Origin of the sequence: Sphingopyxis sp., from assembly GCF_035944815.1 — a bacterium.
Lineage (GTDB): Bacteria > Pseudomonadota > Alphaproteobacteria > Sphingomonadales > Sphingomonadaceae > Sphingopyxis.
Genome location: NZ_DASZAU010000003.1, coordinates 203,013 through 221,429, shown reverse-complemented (window position 1 = coordinate 221,429; position 18,417 = coordinate 203,013). Strand labels below are relative to the sequence as shown.

The window sequence follows — 18,417 nt, the reverse complement described above, 5'->3', positions numbered from 1 at the left end:
TGAAAATGATGCGTGCCACAGCGGCGGCGATGTTCGCGGCAGGCTTGGCGGCGTTGCCGGGGGGCGCTCAGGCCGCCGATCCGCTGTCGATCCGTGTTGGCGATGTGCCGGTCACGGGTGCGATCCCCGACGGCTATTGCCTGCCGACCGGCGCCGACAAGGCGGGCGCCGACCTGCTCGCCAAGGGTGACCCCGATAACCAGACGCTCGCGATGCTGATCCGCTGCGACCAGCAGAACAAGCCCGGTGGCACCAAATATGATTATTATCTGATCAAATCGCCCCATGCCCAGCCGCCCGCGATGAAGCGTGCGGAGTTCATCGCGATGATGACCGAAGAGCTCAAGCTGCCCGCCTATCAGACCGGCGAGGCGACCCGGCCCGAGATCGGCAAGGCCGGCGACAATCTGTCGACCGCGCTCGGCACGAAGGTCGACCTGAGCGGCGAAATCAGGCCGCGAGGCGCCGATACGGTCTGCATCTATATGGGCGGCGCATTCGAGGTTCGCAGCGCCGTCTCATCCTATCCGATCGCGGCTGGCGGGTGCGGGACGATCGTCGCGGGCCGGATCCTGTTCATCTATGCCTATGACGACCCGGCAAAGCCGAACAGCGGCGCGGTCCTGTTGCAACGGACGCGGTGGATCGCCGAGCGGCTCAAAGCGACCGATGGCCGGGCCAACTAGCACGGAAATCCTTGGCACATCGCCGGGCAAAGGATATGCTGACGCCGCTGCGGGGGGTACCAGAACATAAGGTCGCCGCGGCAAAACGCCGCGAGTCGCTTTCGGACGTATTGCCCGGGACAGCCGTCCACTCTGTATCGGGCCTCGTGGTCGACCGGATTGGCCGGCGCGGGCCACCGACCCGCGCCCCTTCTTCTTCGTGGCGACTGCGCTAGCCCGCCATCAATGCGGCATTGCCGCCGGCCGCGGTGATGTCGGTGCTGATCGACTTTTCTTCGGCAAAACGATGCAGATAATGCGGGCCGCCCGCTTTCGGACCGGTGCCCGACAAGCCCCGTCCGCCAAAGGGTTGCGATCCGACGATCGCGCCGATCTGGTTGCGGTTGACATAGACGTTCCCGACCTGCGCGCGCGCCGCGATATGGGCGGCCACGCCGTCGATACGCGTATGGACGCCCAGTGTCAGGCCGTAGCCCGAGGAATTGATCGCATCGATAAGCCGGTCGAGTTCGCCGCCCTTCCACGTCGCGACGTGGAGCACCGGCCCGAAGATCTCGCGCTTCAAATCGGTGACATGATCGAGCCGAATCAGGGCCGGCGGGACGAAATGGCCATCGGCGGGCAGGGTCGTGCGGCCCGCTTCGGCGATGACGCGACCCGCGGCGCGCGCTTCGGCGACATAGGCGGCGATGTTCGCCTGCGCCTCGTCGTCGATGATCGGACCGACGTCGGTGGCGAGGATCGACGGATCGCCGACATTGAGTTCGGCCATCGCGCCCGCGACCATCTCGATCATCGTGTCGGCGACATCTTCCTGGACGCAGAGCAGGCGCAGCGCCGAACAGCGCTGCCCCGCCGACTGGAAGGCCGAAGCGACCGCGTCGCGCGCGACCTGTTCGGGCAGCGCGGTCGAATCGACGATCATCGCATTCGCGCCGCCGGTTTCGGCGATCAGCGTCGCGATCGGGCCATCGCGCCCGGCAAGGCTGCGGTTGATCATCCGCGCGACCTCGGTCGATCCGGTGAAGGCGACGCCGATGATGTCTTCATGGCTCGTCAGTGCTGCACCGACAGTCTCGCCGCGTCCGGGGAGAAACGCCAGCACGTCGCCCGGGATGCCGGCTTCGAGCAGCAGCTCGACCGCGGCGTGGGCAATGAGCGGGGTCTGCTCGGCGGGTTTCGCGAGCACACCGTTGCCCGCGGCGAGCGCCGCCGACACCTGTCCGAGGAAGATCGCGAGCGGGAAGTTCCACGGGCTGATGCACACGAACACGCCCTTGCCCTCGAGCATCAGTTCGTTGCGTTCGCCGGTCGGGCCGGGAAGCGCGACGGGGTAGGTGAAATCGGCACGCGCCTGCGCCGCATAATAGCGGAGGAAATCGACCGCCTCGCGCACTTCGGCGACCGCATCGACCAGCGTCTTGCCGGCTTCGTCGATCGCGAGGCCAAGGAACAGCGCGTCGCGTTCTTCGAGCAGGTCGGCAGCGCGTTCGAGCCGTTCGGCGCGAAAGGCCCCGCCCGCGAGGCTCCAGTCGTCCTGTGCCTTGCCCGCGGCGGCAACGGCATCGGCGACGGTCGCTGCATCGGCTTCGATCACCTGCCCGACGACTGCGCCCGTAGCCGGATTGCGCACGGGTTCGGCCTTGCCCGTTCGTGCCACGCCGCCGACGATCGGTGCTGCAACGAGATCGCCGCGCCGCGCGGCGCCGATTGCAGAAACCAGCGCTTCGGGCACGCCGGGGTCGCCGAGGTCGTAACCGCGCGAATTGCGCCGCACCGGATCGAACAGGCCAAGGCCCGTTGCAATGGTCGACGATGCCGCGCTCGCGACGCTGCGCGGGTCGACCGCGAGCTGTTCGGCGGTGACGCCGGGATCGGAGAATTGGTGCACGAAGCTGGAGTTCGCGCCATTTTCGAGCAGGCGGCGGACGAGGTAGGCGAGCAGGTCGCGGTGCGTGCCGACGGGCGCATAAACGCGCACCGGGCGCGGCGGCGGGAAGAGTGCGACCAGTGCGTCGTGCGCGCCCTCGCCCATGCCGTGCAGCCGCTGCAGTTCGTAATCGGCGCCCGCGAACAGCTCGGACACGAAGGCGAGCGTCATCGCATTGTGGCTGGCGAACGCTGGATAGATGCAATCCTGGCAATCGCGGAGCAATTGCGCGCAGCGCATATAGTTGAGGTCGGTGTGCAGCTTCGCGGTGAACACCGGGAAGTCGCTTAAGCCCATCGTCTGCGCGCGCTTTATCTCGGTATCCCAATAGGCGCCCTTGACGAGCCGCATCGACAGCTTGACCCCGCGCGTCCGCGCGCGGTTCGCGAGCCAGTCGATCACCGCCGGCGCGCGCTTCTGATACGCCTGGATCACGATGCCGAGCCCGGTCCAGCCGTCGGCGATCCCGGCGTCGATCAGCGCCGCGAAGACGTCCATATGCGGTTCCAGCCGGTCGCTTTCCTCGGCGTCGATCATCAGCGGGATATTCACCGCGCGCGCCGCCCTGGCGAGTTCGACGACATGCGGGACCAACTCGTCACGCACGCGCGCCGCCTGCAGATATTCGTAGCGCGGGTGGAGCGCCGACAGCTTGATCGAAATGCCGTGATTGGCGTGCGGGTCGCCGGACTTCGCATCCTTGCCGATCCGCGCGATCGCGTCGGCATAGCTCTCGTAATAGCGCTGCGCATCCTCGGCGGTGCGCGCCGCCTCGCCGAGCATGTCGAAGCTTGCGAGCTCGGACTTCTCCTTGTTGGCGCGCTTGACCGCGGCATCGATTGTCTCGCCCATCACGAATTGCTGGCCGAGCATCTTCATCGCCGCGAGTGCGGCCTGGCGAATCACCGGCTCGCCCGAGCGGCGGACCATCGATTTGATCAGGGTGAGCGGGTTCGCCTTGCTGCCCATCGCGTCGAGCATCAGCGTCGCCGAGCCGAGCGACAGCCCGCGCGACGACAGCGCGACGATCAGCGGGCTGTCCTCGTCCTCGCCATCCTTCCAGTGACGCCCGGCGATCTTGTCGCGGATCAGCGCATTGGCGGTCGCATTGTCGGGGACGCGCAGCAGGGCTTCGGCGAGGCACATCAGCACCACGCCTTCTTCGGTCGACAGGCGATAGCGGTTCATCAGCTGCGCGACGAGCGTCTCGCGCTCGCCCTCGGCCTTCGCCTTGCGGATCAGTTCGAGCCCGCGCCGCGTCACGGCTTCGACGCTCGCCGAAGAGGTGGCAAGGGCGCTACGCAGGCCGGCGACGATGTCGGCTTCGCTGCGGCGGGCGAGGGCGCGGATCGGCGCGCGGTCGGGGCTTTGGGTCATGGGGCCTGATAGCATATCGCCTTCGGTCGATCCGACTTGTTTTGTGAAAAATCCTATATGTATTGACCAAGTTTTCGAATAATCTTAGTCGATTTATATGAAAAATAGCTCATCGACAGTCGAACTGGATGATTTCGATCGCAGGATCCTCGCGATTCTGGGGCGCGACGGGCGGATCACCTTTACCGAACTCGCGTTACAGGTCGGCCTCTCCAAAACGCCGTGCCAGCAACGCGTGAAGCGCCTCGTCGACAGCGGGCTGATCACCGGCTTCCGTGCGATCGTCGATCCGGCAAAGGTCGGGCTCGATCATGTCGCCTTCACCGAAGTGAAGCTCTCCGACACGCGCGAAGACGCGCTCAAGCAGTTCAACCATGCGGTTCGCCAGATTCCCGAGGTCGAGGAATGCCACATGATCGCGAGCAGCTTCGACTATCTGCTCAAGGTCCGCACGCCCGACATTCGTCGCTATCGCATCGTGCTCGGCGAGAAGATCTCGAGCCTGCCGCACGTCGCAAGCACCTCGACCTTCGTCGCGATGGAAACGATCTGCGAGACGGCGCGCTGATGCCGGGAGATTGACCGCGCCGCGCGCCTGTGCCAATCGCGCTTCCGATGCGGGTGTAGCTCAATGGTAGAGCAGAAGCTTCCCAAGCTTACGACGAGGGTTCGATTCCCTTCACCCGCTCCACTTCCTCCAGTTTGATAACCTGTCCTTCGCGCGTCGCGGGGCATTCCCGGCTGCCTTTTGGCCGCGCCCATTTACATCAAAATTGTGAATGACATCGATAACAATAGCGGTTATGCGTCACCCCATAAAGGGAGAGCCAAATGGATTCGATACAGGGCAACGGCCCTATGGCAGGGGAGGCGGACGGTGGGCGCGCCGGTCCGGACCGGCTCGGCGTCGGCGTATCGGGCCTCTATTTCGCGCTTTATGTCCACTATGGCTTCTTCGCCTTCCTGCCCCTGTGGCTGAAGTCGACGGGGGCGTCGGCCGAGGAAATCGGCGTGCTGCTGGCGATCCCACTGATCCTGCGGCTGCTGACGGTGGCGCCCTTTTCGGCGTTCGTCGGCCGGCGCGGCTGGGTCCGCAATGCGATCGGCTGGACCTCGCTGGCGTCGGCGGCGATCGTCCTGCTCTTGCTGGGCGAGCCCGATCATGCCGGGCGCATCGCGATCGTCATCCTCTTTTCGATCATGTGGGACCAGATCCCGGTTCTGACCGACGCCTATGCCGTGATGGCGGTGCGCAGCCGGTCGCTCGATTTCGGGCGGTTGCGCGTCTGGGGATCGATCGCGGTCGTCGTCTCGAACGCCGCGGCGGGCTGGGCGATCGGCGTCGCGGGGATCAAGATGCTGCCGCTGATGGTCGCGACGCTGTTGCTCGCGCCCGCGATCATGGTGCTTGTCCTGCCCGCCGATCGCAAGCTCGCCGCCGCGGGCGACACGGAGGGCGGGCGCTGGCGTGACCTGATCGGCGACCGGGGTCTGATCCTCGCGATGATGGCGGCTTCGCTCGTCATGGGCAGCCACGGCGTGCTGACCAGTTTCGGGGCGATCCAGTGGGAAGCGCAGGGCATTTCAACGACGGTGATCGGCCTGTTGCAGGCGCTTGCGGTCGCCGCCGAGATCGGGGCCTTCTGGTTCGGTGCAAAGCTGCTCGGTGCGCGCGACCCGCGCCTGCTGATCGTCGCGGGGGCGGTGGCGGCGGCGCTGCGCTGGACGATCATGGCGACGAGTCCGGGGTTGGCGGTCCTGGTTGTGGGGCAGTTACTGAACGGGATCACGGCGACGGGGACGATCCTTGGCATCATGCTGGTGATCGCGCAGCGCGTGCCGACGCATCTCAGCGCGACGGCGCAGGGGATGAATGCGGTGCTGCTGGGCCTTGTCCTCGCGGTCGCGACGGCCGGGTCGGGCCAGCTCTGGTCGCACGGCCTTGCGACGGCCTATCTGGCGATGGCGGCGCTGGCGCTGCTCGGCGCGCTCTGCGCCTGGCCGCGTAACAGCCTGGACAAATCAAGGATCAACACGGACGGCCTGTCCGCATCGGGAGCCGAATCATGACGCGTTACAGGATGATCTTTCTCGCCGCGCTGCTGTCGGCCGCGGCCCCGACTCTCGCCACCGCGCAGAGCGGATCGCCGACGCTCGGCCTGCAGAACTGGCCGCTCCCCGATACGCTGAGCGCCGAAGGCAAGGCGGCCGCGGCGGCGGCAGCCGCGCAGGCAATGCCCGATCCCCTGCCGCCGATCGCCGACATCCGCAGCTTCATCGGTGCGATGCAGGCGAATATGGGGGCAGCGCTCCAGAAGCGCTACGCGGTGCGCGTCGAAGAAACGTCGATCGCCGGCGTGCCGGTGCGCATCGTCTATCCGAAGGGCGTGACCGAACTCGGCAAGGGGCCGGTGCTGCTCAATCTTCATGGCGGCGGCTTCGCGATCGATTCGGGATCGCTGACCGAGACGATCCCCGTCGCGGCGCGTTCGGGCATCCCCGTCGTCGCGGTGCTCTATCGCCTGTCGCCCGAAAATCCCTATCCCGCCGCGCTCGACGACGCACTTGCCGTCTATCGGGCGCTCGAAAAGGACCGGACGGCAAGCCGGATCGCGGTGTTCGGCACCTCGGCGGGTGCGTGCCTGTCGGCGCAGCTCGTCGCCAAGCTGGCGAGCATGGGCCGCCCGATGCCCGCCGCGCTCGGCTTCCTTTCGGGCAGCGCCGACCTTGCTGTGCGCGGCGATTCGGAAAGCTGGATGCCGGGACCGGGGTTCGACTGGGTTACCGCCTATGCCGGCAAGACGGCGATGACCGATCCCACCCTTTCGCCGATCCGCGGCGACGTGTCGCGCTTTCCGCCGACCTTGCTGCTGACGAGCACGCGCGATTTCCTGCTCAGCCCGACCGCGATCTTTTCGCGCGCGCTGACCGAAAAGGGCGTCGACGCGCGGCTCGTCGTGTTCGACGGGCTGCCGCACGCCTTCTGGGCCTATATGGCCGCGCCCGAGAGCGATCAGGCGAACGAGCTGGTCGCGCGCTTTCTGAAGGAAAAGCTGACCGGAAAGTAAGGCGCGGCGTTACGGCTGCTTAGGGGTGGAAACCTGCTGTCTCCTTGGTTATCCTTGAGCATGCAGCCCAAGCGACTCCACATTTTGAGAATGAAGGCTATCGCAGAACCCGCGATGGATTTGGCGTTGGAAAGCGCTGGCGTGCCCAAAGTCGGTCTATTCGTTATGATGCACCCGAAAGCTATTGAGACCGAGGGAAAGGGTATATTCGAGTATGCGATTCACGAGAGCGGTTCCGAAGTGCCGTCCGTGAAAGCGCGCGCATCAGTCGACATTTTCAGCGGTGACGTTCACGCAGAAGCATCAGCAGTCGGCTGGGTTCCTTGGTCGCCTGCAGACCAATGACAGTTAACGCTCGCTATCAGCCGTTCGCGAGATGGTCGCGATAGCGGTCGCGCAGCGCTTTCTTGTCGATCTTGCCCGTCGCGGTGAGCGGGACGGTGTCGAACAATATATCGTCGGGCATCCACCAGCGCACGACGCGCGTTTCGAGATGCGCGCGGATGGCGTCGGCGGCGACGGCCTCGCCCGCATGCGCCTCGATGATCAGCAGCGGCCGCTCCTCCCATTTGGGATGGTGGACGCCGATCACCGCGGCGATGCGGACGCCGGGGCAACCGACCGCGGCATTTTCGAGGTCGATCGAGCTGATCCATTCGCCGCCCGACTTGATCACATCCTTCGCGCGGTCGGTCAGCCGCAGGAAACCGAAGCGGTCGATCGTGCCGATATCGCCGGTGTCGAACCAGCCGTCGCTGTCCGCGGCGGGAAGGTCGGGGTAATAGCGCGCGACCACCCACGGCCCGCGCACCTGCAGCTTGCCTGCCTGTTCGCCGTCCCACGGCAAGGGGGCGCCTTCGTCATCGACGATGCGCAGCTCGATCCCGAACTGCATCCGGCCCTGCCGCGTCAGGATGGTCTCGGTCGCAAAATCCTCGCCCTCGGCCATCAGCAAGGGCGTGGGGGTCGATATGACGCCGAGCGGGTTGGTTTCGGTCATGCCCCAGATCTGGAGCACGGTGACGCCATAGGTCTCGCGAAACGTCTCGGCCATCGCGCGCGGCACTGCCGATCCGCCGATGACGAGGCGTTTGAGGTCGCCGACGCCCCCGCCGCTGTTTTCGAGATGCGCGAGATACATGGTCCAGATCGTCGGCACGCCGCCCGAAAAGGTGACGCCTTCGCTCGTGATCAGCTCGGCAAGGCTCGCGCCGTCCATCTTGTCGCACGGCAGGACCAGCTTGCAGCCGTTGATCGCGGCGGTGAAGGGCAAGCCCCACGCGGTCGCATGATACATCGACGAACAGGGCATGATGCTGTCGAAGGCGCTGAACCCGAACGCGCTGCTGAGGCCGGCGGCCATGCCGTGCAGAACGATCGAACGATGGCTGTAAAGCACGCCCTTGGGGTCGCCCGTCGTTCCCGACGTGTAACAGAGGAAGGCGGCGGTATTTTCGTCGAAGCGCGGCCAGTCGAACGCGCCGTCCTCGGCGGCGATCCGTTCCTCATAAGGTCCGGCGAGCAGGATGAAATGCTCGATCGCGGGCAGCAGCGGTTTCAGCCGTTCGACAAGCTCGGCCAGATTGGCTTCGAAAAAGAGGGCACGGCTGCCCGCATGATTGATCGTGAAGGCGATCTGTTCGTCGCTGAGCCGCGGGTTCGCGGTGTGCAGCACCGCGCCGATACCGGGGACGGCGTAGAAAAGTTCGAGGTGGCGGTGGGTGTTCCACGCGAGCGACGAGACGCGGTCGCCGCCGCCGATACCCAGCCGGCCGAGCACCTGCGCCGCCTGCCGCGACCGCCGTTCGCAGCCCGCCCAGTCATAGCGCCACAGCGGTTCGCCGACGAGCTTCGAGACGATCTCGCGCTCGCCATGCGCGCGGGCGGCATGGGTCAGGATGGAACTGATCTGCAGGGGTGCGTCCTGCATCAAGCCGAGCAACATCGTCTCCCCCTTATCGTGTGTGTCACCAGAATCCTGACCCTATATCCGTCAGCGCGATTGCCGGAAGGGCTTGCCTTCCTGCAGCCATTGCAGCCGTTCGTCGCGCAGCGACGAGCGGCGCACCTTGCCGGCGTCGCTGCGCAGCGCCTCGCCGACGATCTCGTAGCTTTCGGGGCATTTATATCGCGCGAGCCGGGTCTGGACGAACGCATCGACCGCGTCGAGCGGCAGGCCCTCCTCGCCCTGGACGATCGCATGGACGCGCTGCCCCAGATCGTCGCACGGCAGGCCGACGACCACCGCGTCGGCGATCGCGGGATGCTCGCTCAGCGCCGCCTCGACCTCGGCCGCATAGATGTTCGCGCCGCCGCGGATGATCATGTCGGTGCGGCGGTCGGACAGGAAGAGATAGCCGTCAGCGTCGATATAGCCGAGATCGCCGAGCGACAGCCGCCCCGCACCGTCGAGCTTCGCGTCGGCGCCGATATAATGGAAGCGCGTCCCCGCATCGCCGCCGAAGAAAATCTCCCCGACCTCGCCGGGGGCGCAGGGCGCGCCATCCTCGCCGACGATCGAGACGAGTTCGGGCGGCGCCTTGCCGACCGAGCCGGGCTTTTGCAGCCATTCCTCGCCGGTGATGAACAGCGCCGCGCCTTCGGTCCCGGCATAGACTTCGAAGATGCGCTCGGGGCCTAGCCAGTCGATCCACGCCCGTTTGAGCCAGGGCGGACAGGCGGCCGCCATATGGACGACGCATTGCAGCGACGAGAGGTCGTAGCGGTCCCGCACCGCTTCGGGCAGGTTCCAGATGCGCTGCATCATCGTCGGCACCATGCAGACCCATTGCACGCGTTCGCGTTCGATCAGGCGCAGCGCCTCTTCGGCGTCGAAGCGGTGCATGCCGACCACGCGCGACCCGGCGAGCAGCGCAAGGCCGGTGAAGAGGAAGGGGGCGTTGTGATAGAGCGGCCCCGGATTGAGGATCACGCCGTCCCGCGGCATGCGGACCAGGTCGACCAGCCCCTGCAACCGCGCGTCGAAGCGCGCCGGGACATGATCGACGATCAGCTTGGGACGTCCGGTCGAACCGCCGCTGGTGACGGCCTTCCAATGCGCGGCGGCGAGCCCCGGAGCAATCGCGGTGCTTCCGTCGCCATCGTCGCCCGGGGCAAGGCGGGTCACGCCGTCCGGCACCTCGCCGTCGCGGATCAGGACGCGCGGCTCGGCAAGTTCGACGATCTGCGCGAGTTCGTGACCGGGAAGCTTCGTCGGCAGGATGCAGGGGGTCGCGCCCGCCCGCCAGGCGGCAAAGCTGCTGACATGATGCTCGATCCCGTTCGCCAGCGCGATCGCGACAAGATCGTCGGCGACGACGCCCAGCGACGCAAGGCGGCCGGCCCGCGCGGCGCTCCGCGCGTCGAGTTCCGCCCAGCTCAACCGTTCGCCGGGGTAGGCGATCGCGATCTCGCCGGCCATCGGCCCCGAACCGCGCGCCGCCAGAATCGCGCCGAAACTGTCATCCGTCATACAGGCTCCGCCAAGGGCAACAGGTCATAAAGGTCGATGAAATCGACGGTCACGCCATTTGTCCAGCCGAAACCGGTCTGCAGCTCATATTCGCCGCCGCCGCCGACCGTCGCGGTCTCGACGTCATATTTCTCGAACAACAGGCCGGTGCGGTCGAACATCGCGCCGACCGTGTCGATCCAGCGCCGCGCGATGTCGCGCGCCAGCGCCGCATGGCCATAGCGTTCGAGCCCGGCGGCCGCGATCCATTGCAGCGGCGCCCAGCCGTTCGGGCGATCCCATTGCTCGCCCGTCGCGACGAGCGTCGTACGCAGCCCGCCGGGCGCCAGCAGCGCGCGTTGGGTGACATCGGCCGTGCTGTCGGCCTGCGCCTGCGTCGCTGCGCCGACGAGCAGGGGCGCGAGTGCTGCCGCGGTAAGCGCCGGGCGGGTCGCGCCGCGTTCGATATCATAGTCGCAGAAATGCCCGCCCTGCGGGGACCATAGAAGCCGTTGCATGGCCTCGCGGCGCTGCGCGGCGCGCGCCGCATAGGATGCGGCATCGGCGCTGTCGCTGGCCGCGATCGCCGATTCGAGACCGAAAAGGAAGGCGTTGAGGTCGACGGGCACAATTGCAGTCGTGCGGATCGATGCGAGGCCCGCGCCGCCCAGCCAGCGCGACGAGAAATCCCAGCCGCTCTCCGCCCCGGCGCGCAGGTCGCGATAGACATCGCCCGGCGCCCGGCCGCTCGCTGCCGCGGTCGCAACATCCTCGCGCCAGCTTTCGTCGCGCGGCGTGTTGCGCGGGTCCCAATAGCGGTTGAGCAAACTGCCGTCGGCAAGCCGCACCGCGCGCGCCGAACAATGGCCGGGCTCGAGCGCATCGGCGCCCGCCATCCACCAGGCATGTTCGCGTTTCATCGCCGACAGGCGGCGTGCGGCAATGTCCGGCCGGTCTTCGCCAAGCAGCGCGACCATCATATGATAGAGCGGCGGCTGCGACCGCCCGAGATAATAGGTGCGCGTGCCGTTGGGGATATGGCCGTGCGCTTCGATCAGGTCGGTCATCGCGTCGACGATACCGGTCGCCAGTTCGCTCTCGCCGTCGCGGACAAGGCCCAGCATCGTGAAGAAGCTGTCCCAGTAATAGATTTCGCGAAACCGGCCGCCGGGGACGACATGATGGTGGCGGACCGCGAGTGCCGATCCTTTTGCCGCGCGATGCGGCGCGCGGGCCAGATCCTTCCACAGGGCGCGGATGTGCGCACGCAGCGGCAGCACCGCGGGTTTGGCATCCTCGCCCGCCTTGGGCAGGTCGAAATTGGCGGCGACGAACGATCGCAGCGCCTCGTCGTCCGCCGGAAGCCGCGCGAAGTCGCGCATGATCTCCGCGACGGGCCGCAGCGGCAGCGCATCGACGAAGGTCTTGCCGTCGGCAAGGATCGCCTGCTCCTGCACCCTCGCGAGCAGTGGGCCGTAAAGATCGGCGGGGCTGGGGGCGGCGCGCATCGCGGATCCGGCCATGATCAGCCGGCGAGGTGGCGGCTGAAGAAATCGGCCTGCGCCGCGAGCGCGACGTCGGTTTCGGGGCATTCGATCCACGCCCAGAAGGCGTGCGCCATGCCTTCATAGACGCGCAGGTCGACGTCGACCCCCGCCTTGCGCAGCGCGAGGTCGGCGAGCACGGTGTGGCTGAGCAGCTGATCGCGCGTGCTGGTCATGAGCAGCATCGGCGGCAACCCCGACAGGTCGCCAAAGGCGGGCGAGAAGAGGGGATCGGTGCGGTCGGCAGCGCCGCAATATTCGTCCATCGTCTCGGCGGCGGTGCGCGCCCCCATGATCGGCGGCAGATAGGCCTCGCAATCGCCGACGATGGTGAAGTCGCCAGCGCCCGAGAAAAAGCCCGCCGCCGCCGGCATCGTCAGCCCCTCGGCCTTGATCCGCGCGAGCAGTTGCAGCGTCAGGCAGGCGCCCGCCGACGTGCCATAGATGCCGATCGCGGTCGCCGGCCGATGCGCGAGGGCGTCGGCATAGACCGCAAGCGCGTCGTCGACCGCCGCGGGATAGGGATGTTCGGGTGCCATGCGATACAGCACGGTGGTGACCGGGATGCCGGTCAGCCCGGCGATCGGGATCGTCTCGGTCAGCGACCCCGCATCGAGCATGAAGCCGCCGCCGTGGAAATTGATCAGCAAGCGTTGGTCGCTCGCGTCGCTGTCGCGCCGGCGCACATGCTTCACTGGCACTCCGGCGACCTTGCCCTTTTCGACTTCGACCCCAAAGCGCTTCGCACGGCCCTTGTTCAGCGGCTTCAGGTGATTGGCCGCCGCCGCGCGAACCGCCGCGCGGGTGATCGGGTTCCGCAGCAGCGTCGCGGTGACCTCCGGCGCGCTGCCGCCCTTCAGCATCGGTTCCATGACCGCGCGCGCTTCGGCGCTGACGGTCAGGGCAAAGGGCGGCTGCGCCGGGCCGTCGCTCATCTCTTATCCCCCGAACCGGTAGCCGATCCGGACGCCGTACATCCGCGGTTCGGTATAGGTCAGGCTGACGGTCCCCGAGCTTCCGGCATATTGGTCGAGCACGCCGACAGGCTTCGCCTCATTGGTGATATTGTTCGCGAACAGGCTGATATCCATCGGCTGGCCGCCGATGTCTTTCAGCCCGATGCTGGCGTTGAGCAGGCCGTAGGCGGGCAGGAAATTGTAGAAGCTGCTGTTCGTCTGCGCGGTCGAAACCCGGGTCTGGCGCACATAATTGACCGCCAGCGCGAGGTCGCCCGCGTCGCCCAATGCCGTCTCGTACGAGCCGCCGATCGAGAATTTATGCTTCGGCGTGTAGGGGAAGGGCGCGCCGTTCAGGATCGCGCCCGCGCTCGGGTCGGCGACCTTGGTATAGCGCGCGTCGATATAGGAATAGCTGCCGTTCAGCGTCAGCCCGCGCACCGGCACGACCGCGAGGTTCAGCTCGACGCCCTCGATCTTGCCCTTTGCGGCGCTCCGCGTGACGTTGAGCAGGACGGGGCCGCTCGGGGTGTCGACGGGTTCGACCGTCGTGCGCTGGATATCGTCGTAGATGCCGCGATAGGCTGCGACATTCGCGCGGACGTCGACATTGCCGATCGAGAATTGCGACTTCAGCCCGACCTCGATGTCCGACAGGCGCTCGGGCGCATAGGTGCGATATTGCGATCCGACGGGGACCGGCCCGTTCACGCCGCCCGATTTATAGGCGTCGCGCGCGGTGACATAGACATGGACGCCCGGCGTCACATCATAGTCGAGCGTCGCGGTATAGCTGGGATAATCGCTGTCGACCGAACCCGACACTTCGGGCGGGCCGCCGATGGTCTGCGCGGTGAAGCTATGCTCCCAGGTGTAGCGTAGCCCGCCGGTGACGCTGAGTCCGGTGAGCGCAGGAGCGAGTTTGCCGAGGTCGACCGTCGCCTGCCCGAACAGCGCCTCGCTCTTGTTCGTCTGCGTAAAAAAGCCCGAGATCGGCGGGATCAGCGTGCCGATCGGGAAGAAAGTATATTGCTCGATCCCCGCGGGGTCGGACCAGCTCTGGCGATCGAGATAGCCGCCGACCGAGAAATCGACCGCATCGTCGAACAAGGTGCCCTGAAGCTGCAGTTCCTCGGTGAAGAAATTGGGCGCGATCGTCGGAATGCGTCCGCGCTGACCCGCGAGCGGATAGATCGTCGCATCATAATCATAGCCGTAGATGGTGCGCAGCTCGGAATAGCTGATGATGTTGCGCAGCTTGATATTGTCGGTCAGCTGGACCGAGGCCTGGTTGATCGCCTGCCAATATTTCGTCTCGGAAAACTGGTCGAGGTCATAGGCGACGCGGCGCGGCCCGCGCGCTGCCTGTTCGGCGACGGCGGTCGCGGCGCCGGGATAGAAGGCGAGCACCGGGATGAAGCCGAAGGGCGGGCCAAGGTCGGCGCCCGCGGCGGGGTTGAACGCCGACAGCACGGTGCCGCCGCCATTATTGTCCGAATGATAATAGCGCAGCATCGTATAAAGTTCGATGTCGTCGGTCGGGCGGAGCGTCAGGCCGAAGCGGAAGCTTTCGTAGGACAGATTGTCATAATCCTTGCCCGCGAAATTCGGGCCTACATCCTTCGTATAGCCGTCGCGCCGCCCGACTTCGCCCGCGATGCGGAGCATCACGCGGCCGGGAACGATCGGCGTGTTGAGCGCGCCCTCGATCCGGCGGTCGTCATAATTGCCGAGCTGGACGCGGACATAGCCTTCGAATTCGTCCTTCGGCTTGACCGGTTCGAACAGGATGTTGCCGCCGGTCGCATTCTTGCCGAAGAGCGTGCCCTGCGGCCCTGCGAGCACCTGGATATTGGCCATGTCGAAATAGGTGCCGACGCGGCCGTCGATATTCACGCTGTTCGGCACTTCGGCGAAATAATTGACGACGCCCGGGGTCGAGCCGAAGGCCGGCCCTTGCCCGCGCAGCGCGAAATAGGCGAACTCGCGCGGATAACCGCCGCTGATCGTGAACAGTGAGGGTGTGTTGTCGGCGAGCGAGGTGCGGTCGGTGACGCCCCTTTGCTCCAGCGCTTCGTCGGTGAAGGCGGTGACCGAGATCGGGACGCTCTGCAGATTTTCTTCGCGGCGGCGCGCGGTGACGATGATGTCGCCAAAGCCGCTGTCGCTTTCGACCCCGGTTTCTTCGGACGGCGCCGCCGCGGTTTGTGCAAAGGCGGCTGCCGGCAGCAAGCTCGCGCTGCTCGCAAGGGCCAGCAGAAAGACGGAACGCATCGAAATCATCACTTCCCTCCCAAAGGACAGCCGGATTCGTCCGGTCGAACGGGGATTTGACGCAAAATGTTATCGATGTCAATAGCGCTTGCCTATCAAGAAAAGGCGGCTATGCTACGACTTTGCAAAATATCTGCTATCGATAACAGGAAATTGGGAAATGGCTGACGCGGGGCGTTTTGGGGAATGGGTCAGCGAAGAGGCGAGGGCGCTTTTTGGCGAATATGCAAAGGCGCCGGTGCCGCCCACCGACCTTGCCGAGCTGCGCGCTTTCTATGACGCCTATAATCGGCGGCTGCTGGCGAAGGCGCTCGATCGCTATCCGGTGACGATCGTCGAGCGCGAGCTCGCGGGGGTCGCCGTGCACGATGTGACGCCGGCGGGCGGCGCAACCTCGCCGGCGACCTTGCTATGCCTTCATGGCGGCGGGTTCATGTGGGGCGACGGCGCGGGCGCGCTGCTCGAGGCGGTACCGGTCGCGGCGACCGCGGGCATGCGCGTGCTTGCGGTCGATTACCGGATGGCCCCCGAACATATCTACCCCGCTGCGGTCGACGATATCGTGGCGGTTTACGACGCGCTTCGAACCACGCTGGACCCCGCCAAGATCGGCATTTTCGGTTGCTCGGCGGGCGCGATGCTCACCGCGCAAGCGGTCGTGCGGATCGTGCACGACGCCAAGCCGGCCCCCGGCGCGATCGCGATGTTCCACGGCGCCGGCCTGCCGTTCGACGGCGATTCGGCGGTCGCCGCGCAGCTGCTCGATCCCAAGCTCGTCGCGCAGGAAGGCAGCCTGCCTAAGATGGAGGATTTCCCCTATTTTTCGGGAGCCGACGCCAACGACCCGCTCGTCCTCCCCGGCCAGCATGCCGATTGCCTTGCCCATTTTCCGCCGAGCCTGCTCGTCACCGCGACGCGCGATTTCGCCGCCAGCGCGGTATCGGTGATGCATCGCCGGCTTCTGGCGGCGGGCGTCGATGCGCACTTCGTCTTGTTCGACGGGCTCTGGCACGCGCATCATATGGAGGTCGACCTGCCCGAATCGCAGGAAACCTTCGACGTCGTCGCCCGCTTCTTCGGCAAATATCTCGGCTGAGCGCCTCAGCTCGTTTCGCGCACGACCAGTTCGACGGGAAGCGCGGCGGCGGCTTCGCCCGGGCGGCCTTCGACCATGTCGACGATCGCCGCGCCCAGCGCATGCCCCGCCATCGCACCGTCCTGCCGGATCGTCGTGATCGACGGGCGGTGCACGCTCGCGACGGGCGCATCGTCGAATCCGACGATCGACACCGCGCCGGGAACCGCGATGTCGCGTTCGATCAGCGCATCGCACGCCCCCGCCGCGATGAAGTCGCTCGCCGCGAAGATCCCGTCGAACTGCTTGCCCTCGTCGAGCGCCGCACGCACGGCATCGGCCGCGCCCGCGGGGGTGAAGGGGCAGGGAAGCGCCCCCACGAGCATCGCCTCGCTCGACGCCAGCGCCTCGCGGAAACCCGCGAGCCGCGCCGCGACTTCGGGATGTTTGGTGTCGCCGAGGAACAGCAGGCGCGACCGGCCGCGTGCGATGAGATGCTCGGCGGCGATTTTTCCGCCCATCTGGTTGTCGCTGCCGATGACTTTCACATTCACGCCGGGCACGGGTTCGCCCCACGCGACGATCGGCAGGTTCAACGCCGCGACCTGCCGCAGCCGATGCGCATTTTCGCCCTGGCCGACGATGATCGCACCGTCGGCACCGACCGCGCTCGACGCGAGGAAATGTTCGTGCGTCGTCAGCAGCGTCGAATAATTGGCGGGGGTCAGCGTTTCGAGCAGGCCGCCGATCAGCACGAGCAGCAACGGGTCGGCATGCGACTGATTTTCATGCGCGAACTGATCGATGACCACCGCGATGGTGCGCGATTCGCGCGTGCGCAGGCTGCGCGCCGCGACATTCATGCGATAGCCGACCTGGTTGGCGATCTGGCCGATCCGTTCGCGCACTTCGGGGCGAACGAGCTCGCTACCGCGCAGCGCGCGCGACACGGTGATCGTCGAGACGCCGGCCAGCGTCGCGACCATCTCCATGGTCGGCCGTTCGCCCTTGCCTGTTCTGCTCATCCTTTGTGCCCCCGAAAGTCGATCGCTATGCGTTCGCGAAGTAGCGGCGAACCAGCCCGCCTATCAAGTCATTGGCGGCGGCGACGGCTGGAATGGTGATCGGCAGGAACTGGAAGCCGTGCGGCAGGCCGGGCAGGCGGCACGCCAGCGTCTCGACACCTGCGCGAACGAGTGCCGCGGCATAATATTCCCCATCGTCGCGCAGCGGATCTTCCGATGCGGTGAGGATAATCGCGCGCGCCAGCCCGTCGTGCCGTCCGGCACGGAGCGGCGAGGCGAGCGGATCGGAAGCGGGTACGTCGCCAAGGTAAAATTCGCGGCACGCGTCGAGATAGGTTTTCGACAGGCCGGGCGCACCGACCTCGGCGAACGACGGCAAGGAGAAGCTCATGTCGGTGGCGGGATGGATCAGCAGCTGGAACAAGGGCTGCGGCTTGCCTTCGTCGCGCAGCCGGAGCGTCGCCGCGGCGGTCAGGTTGCCGCCCGCGCTCTCGCCGCCGAGCGCGATGCGCGCGGCGTCGCAGCCGAGCGCGGCGGCCGAACGGCGCGCCCAGTCGAGCGCGGTCATCGTGTCGTCGAGCCCCGCCGGAAATTTATGCTCGGGCGCGAGGCGATATCCGACCCCCAGCACCGCGCAGCCGCTCGCCGCGGCAAGGTGGCGCGTCATCGCGTCATGCGTTTCGAGGTCGCCGAACATCCAGCCGCCGCCGTGAAGAAAGACGAGCAACGGCAACGGCGCGTCCGATGCCGGGCGATACAGGCGGACCGGAACGCCGTCGGCGTCGAAATCCTCGACATGATCGATGTCGGCGCCCGGCATGGCGGCCGCCATCATCGCCATATTGGTGCGCAGCAGCGGGACCAGTTCGGGCGTCAGCGGCGGCATTTCGGCCGGCGGACCCATATGCGCGGCGATATCGGGGTCGAGCATCGATCCTCTCCTATTGATGACATCGATATCAACGAGGATTTGCGCGACTTCAAGGATTTTCTCGCGGACCGGTTCCACGAGGAGAAGCAGGCGACGCTTC

The 18,417-nt window shown here is 66.5% G+C and carries 14 protein-coding genes and 1 tRNA gene; 7 read left to right on the top strand and 8 right to left on the bottom strand.

The features are described from left to right. Positions 1–5: 5 nt before the first annotated feature. Complete coding sequence (locus VGU00_RS05075) at positions 6–686, top strand: hypothetical protein (protein ID WP_327466155.1); 681 nt, start codon at positions 6–8, stop codon at positions 684–686. A gap of 211 nt (positions 687–897) precedes the next feature. On the opposite strand, the gene putA is transcribed toward VGU00_RS05075, so the two are convergent. Next, the gene (putA, locus tag VGU00_RS05070) at positions 898–3,993 is read right to left on the bottom strand and encodes a bifunctional proline dehydrogenase/L-glutamate gamma-semialdehyde dehydrogenase PutA (protein WP_327466153.1); all 3,096 of its coding nucleotides are present in this window, start codon (positions 3,991–3,993) and stop codon (positions 898–900) included. Between the two features lie 97 nt (positions 3,994–4,090). Between putA and VGU00_RS05065 the strand changes: the two genes are divergently transcribed. The 5 genes from VGU00_RS05065 to VGU00_RS05045 all read left to right on the top strand — a co-directional run bounded on the left by VGU00_RS05065 (position 4,091) and on the right by VGU00_RS05045 (position 7,406). Beyond that, positions 4,091–4,561: an Lrp/AsnC family transcriptional regulator gene (locus VGU00_RS05065; protein WP_327466151.1), complete on the top strand. Its 471-nt coding sequence runs from the start codon at positions 4,091–4,093 to the stop codon at positions 4,559–4,561. Positions 4,562–4,610: 49 nt separating this feature from the next. Beyond that, positions 4,611–4,684: transfer RNA gene (locus VGU00_RS05060), tRNA-Gly, on the top strand. 140 nt (positions 4,685–4,824) lie between these two features. Further along, positions 4,825–6,063: an MFS transporter gene (locus tag VGU00_RS05055; RefSeq protein WP_327466149.1), complete on the top strand. Its 1,239-nt coding sequence runs from the start codon at positions 4,825–4,827 to the stop codon at positions 6,061–6,063. Further along, positions 6,060–7,061 (top strand): alpha/beta hydrolase, encoded by a 1,002-nt coding sequence (locus VGU00_RS05050; protein WP_327466147.1) that lies wholly within the window; start codon positions 6,060–6,062, stop codon positions 7,059–7,061. The genes VGU00_RS05055 and VGU00_RS05050 overlap by 4 nt, the downstream gene beginning before the upstream one ends. Positions 7,062–7,151: 90 nt before the next feature. After that, entirely contained in the window at positions 7,152–7,406 is a 255-nt protein-coding gene (locus VGU00_RS05045) for a hypothetical protein (RefSeq protein WP_327466145.1), read from the top strand. 16 nt (positions 7,407–7,422) lie between these two features. Here the strand turns inward: VGU00_RS05045 and VGU00_RS05040 are convergent, their stop codons facing one another. The 5 genes from VGU00_RS05040 to VGU00_RS05020 are packed head-to-tail and all read right to left on the bottom strand — an operon-like array spanning position 7,423 to position 15,295. Further along, a complete protein-coding gene (locus VGU00_RS05040) occupies positions 7,423–9,006 on the bottom strand; it encodes a long-chain fatty acid--CoA ligase (RefSeq protein WP_327466143.1) in 1,584 nt (527 codons plus the stop codon). 48 nt (positions 9,007–9,054) lie between these two features. Beyond that, entirely contained in the window at positions 9,055–10,533 is a 1,479-nt protein-coding gene (locus VGU00_RS05035; RefSeq protein ID WP_327466141.1) for an AMP-binding protein, read from the bottom strand. Further along, a complete protein-coding gene (gene treF, locus VGU00_RS05030) occupies positions 10,530–12,035 on the bottom strand; it encodes an alpha,alpha-trehalase TreF (RefSeq protein ID WP_327466139.1) in 1,506 nt (501 codons plus the stop codon). The genes VGU00_RS05035 and treF overlap by 4 nt, the downstream gene beginning before the upstream one ends. A gap of 2 nt (positions 12,036–12,037) precedes the next feature. Then, on the bottom strand, positions 12,038–12,991 hold the full coding sequence (locus tag VGU00_RS05025; protein WP_327466137.1) for an alpha/beta hydrolase fold domain-containing protein: 954 nt from the start codon (positions 12,989–12,991) through the stop codon (positions 12,038–12,040). A 3-nt stretch (positions 12,992–12,994) separates the two neighbouring features. Continuing rightward, complete coding sequence (locus VGU00_RS05020; RefSeq protein ID WP_327466135.1) at positions 12,995–15,295, bottom strand: TonB-dependent receptor; 2,301 nt, start codon at positions 15,293–15,295, stop codon at positions 12,995–12,997. A 151-nt stretch (positions 15,296–15,446) separates the two neighbouring features. Here VGU00_RS05020 and VGU00_RS05015 point away from each other — a divergent pair, with 151 nt between their 5' ends. Next, positions 15,447–16,382: an alpha/beta hydrolase fold domain-containing protein gene (locus VGU00_RS05015; RefSeq protein WP_327466133.1), complete on the top strand. Its 936-nt coding sequence runs from the start codon at positions 15,447–15,449 to the stop codon at positions 16,380–16,382. Positions 16,383–16,387: 5 nt separating this feature from the next. On the opposite strand, the gene VGU00_RS05010 is transcribed toward VGU00_RS05015, so the two are convergent. Together VGU00_RS05010 and VGU00_RS05005 are read right to left on the bottom strand one after the other, a co-directional pair. Further along, on the bottom strand, positions 16,388–17,386 hold the full coding sequence (locus VGU00_RS05010) for a substrate-binding domain-containing protein (RefSeq protein WP_327466131.1): 999 nt from the start codon (positions 17,384–17,386) through the stop codon (positions 16,388–16,390). Between the two features lie 25 nt (positions 17,387–17,411). After that, complete coding sequence (locus VGU00_RS05005; RefSeq protein ID WP_327466129.1) at positions 17,412–18,317, bottom strand: alpha/beta hydrolase; 906 nt, start codon at positions 18,315–18,317, stop codon at positions 17,412–17,414. Between the last annotated feature and the right edge of the window lie 100 nt (positions 18,318–18,417).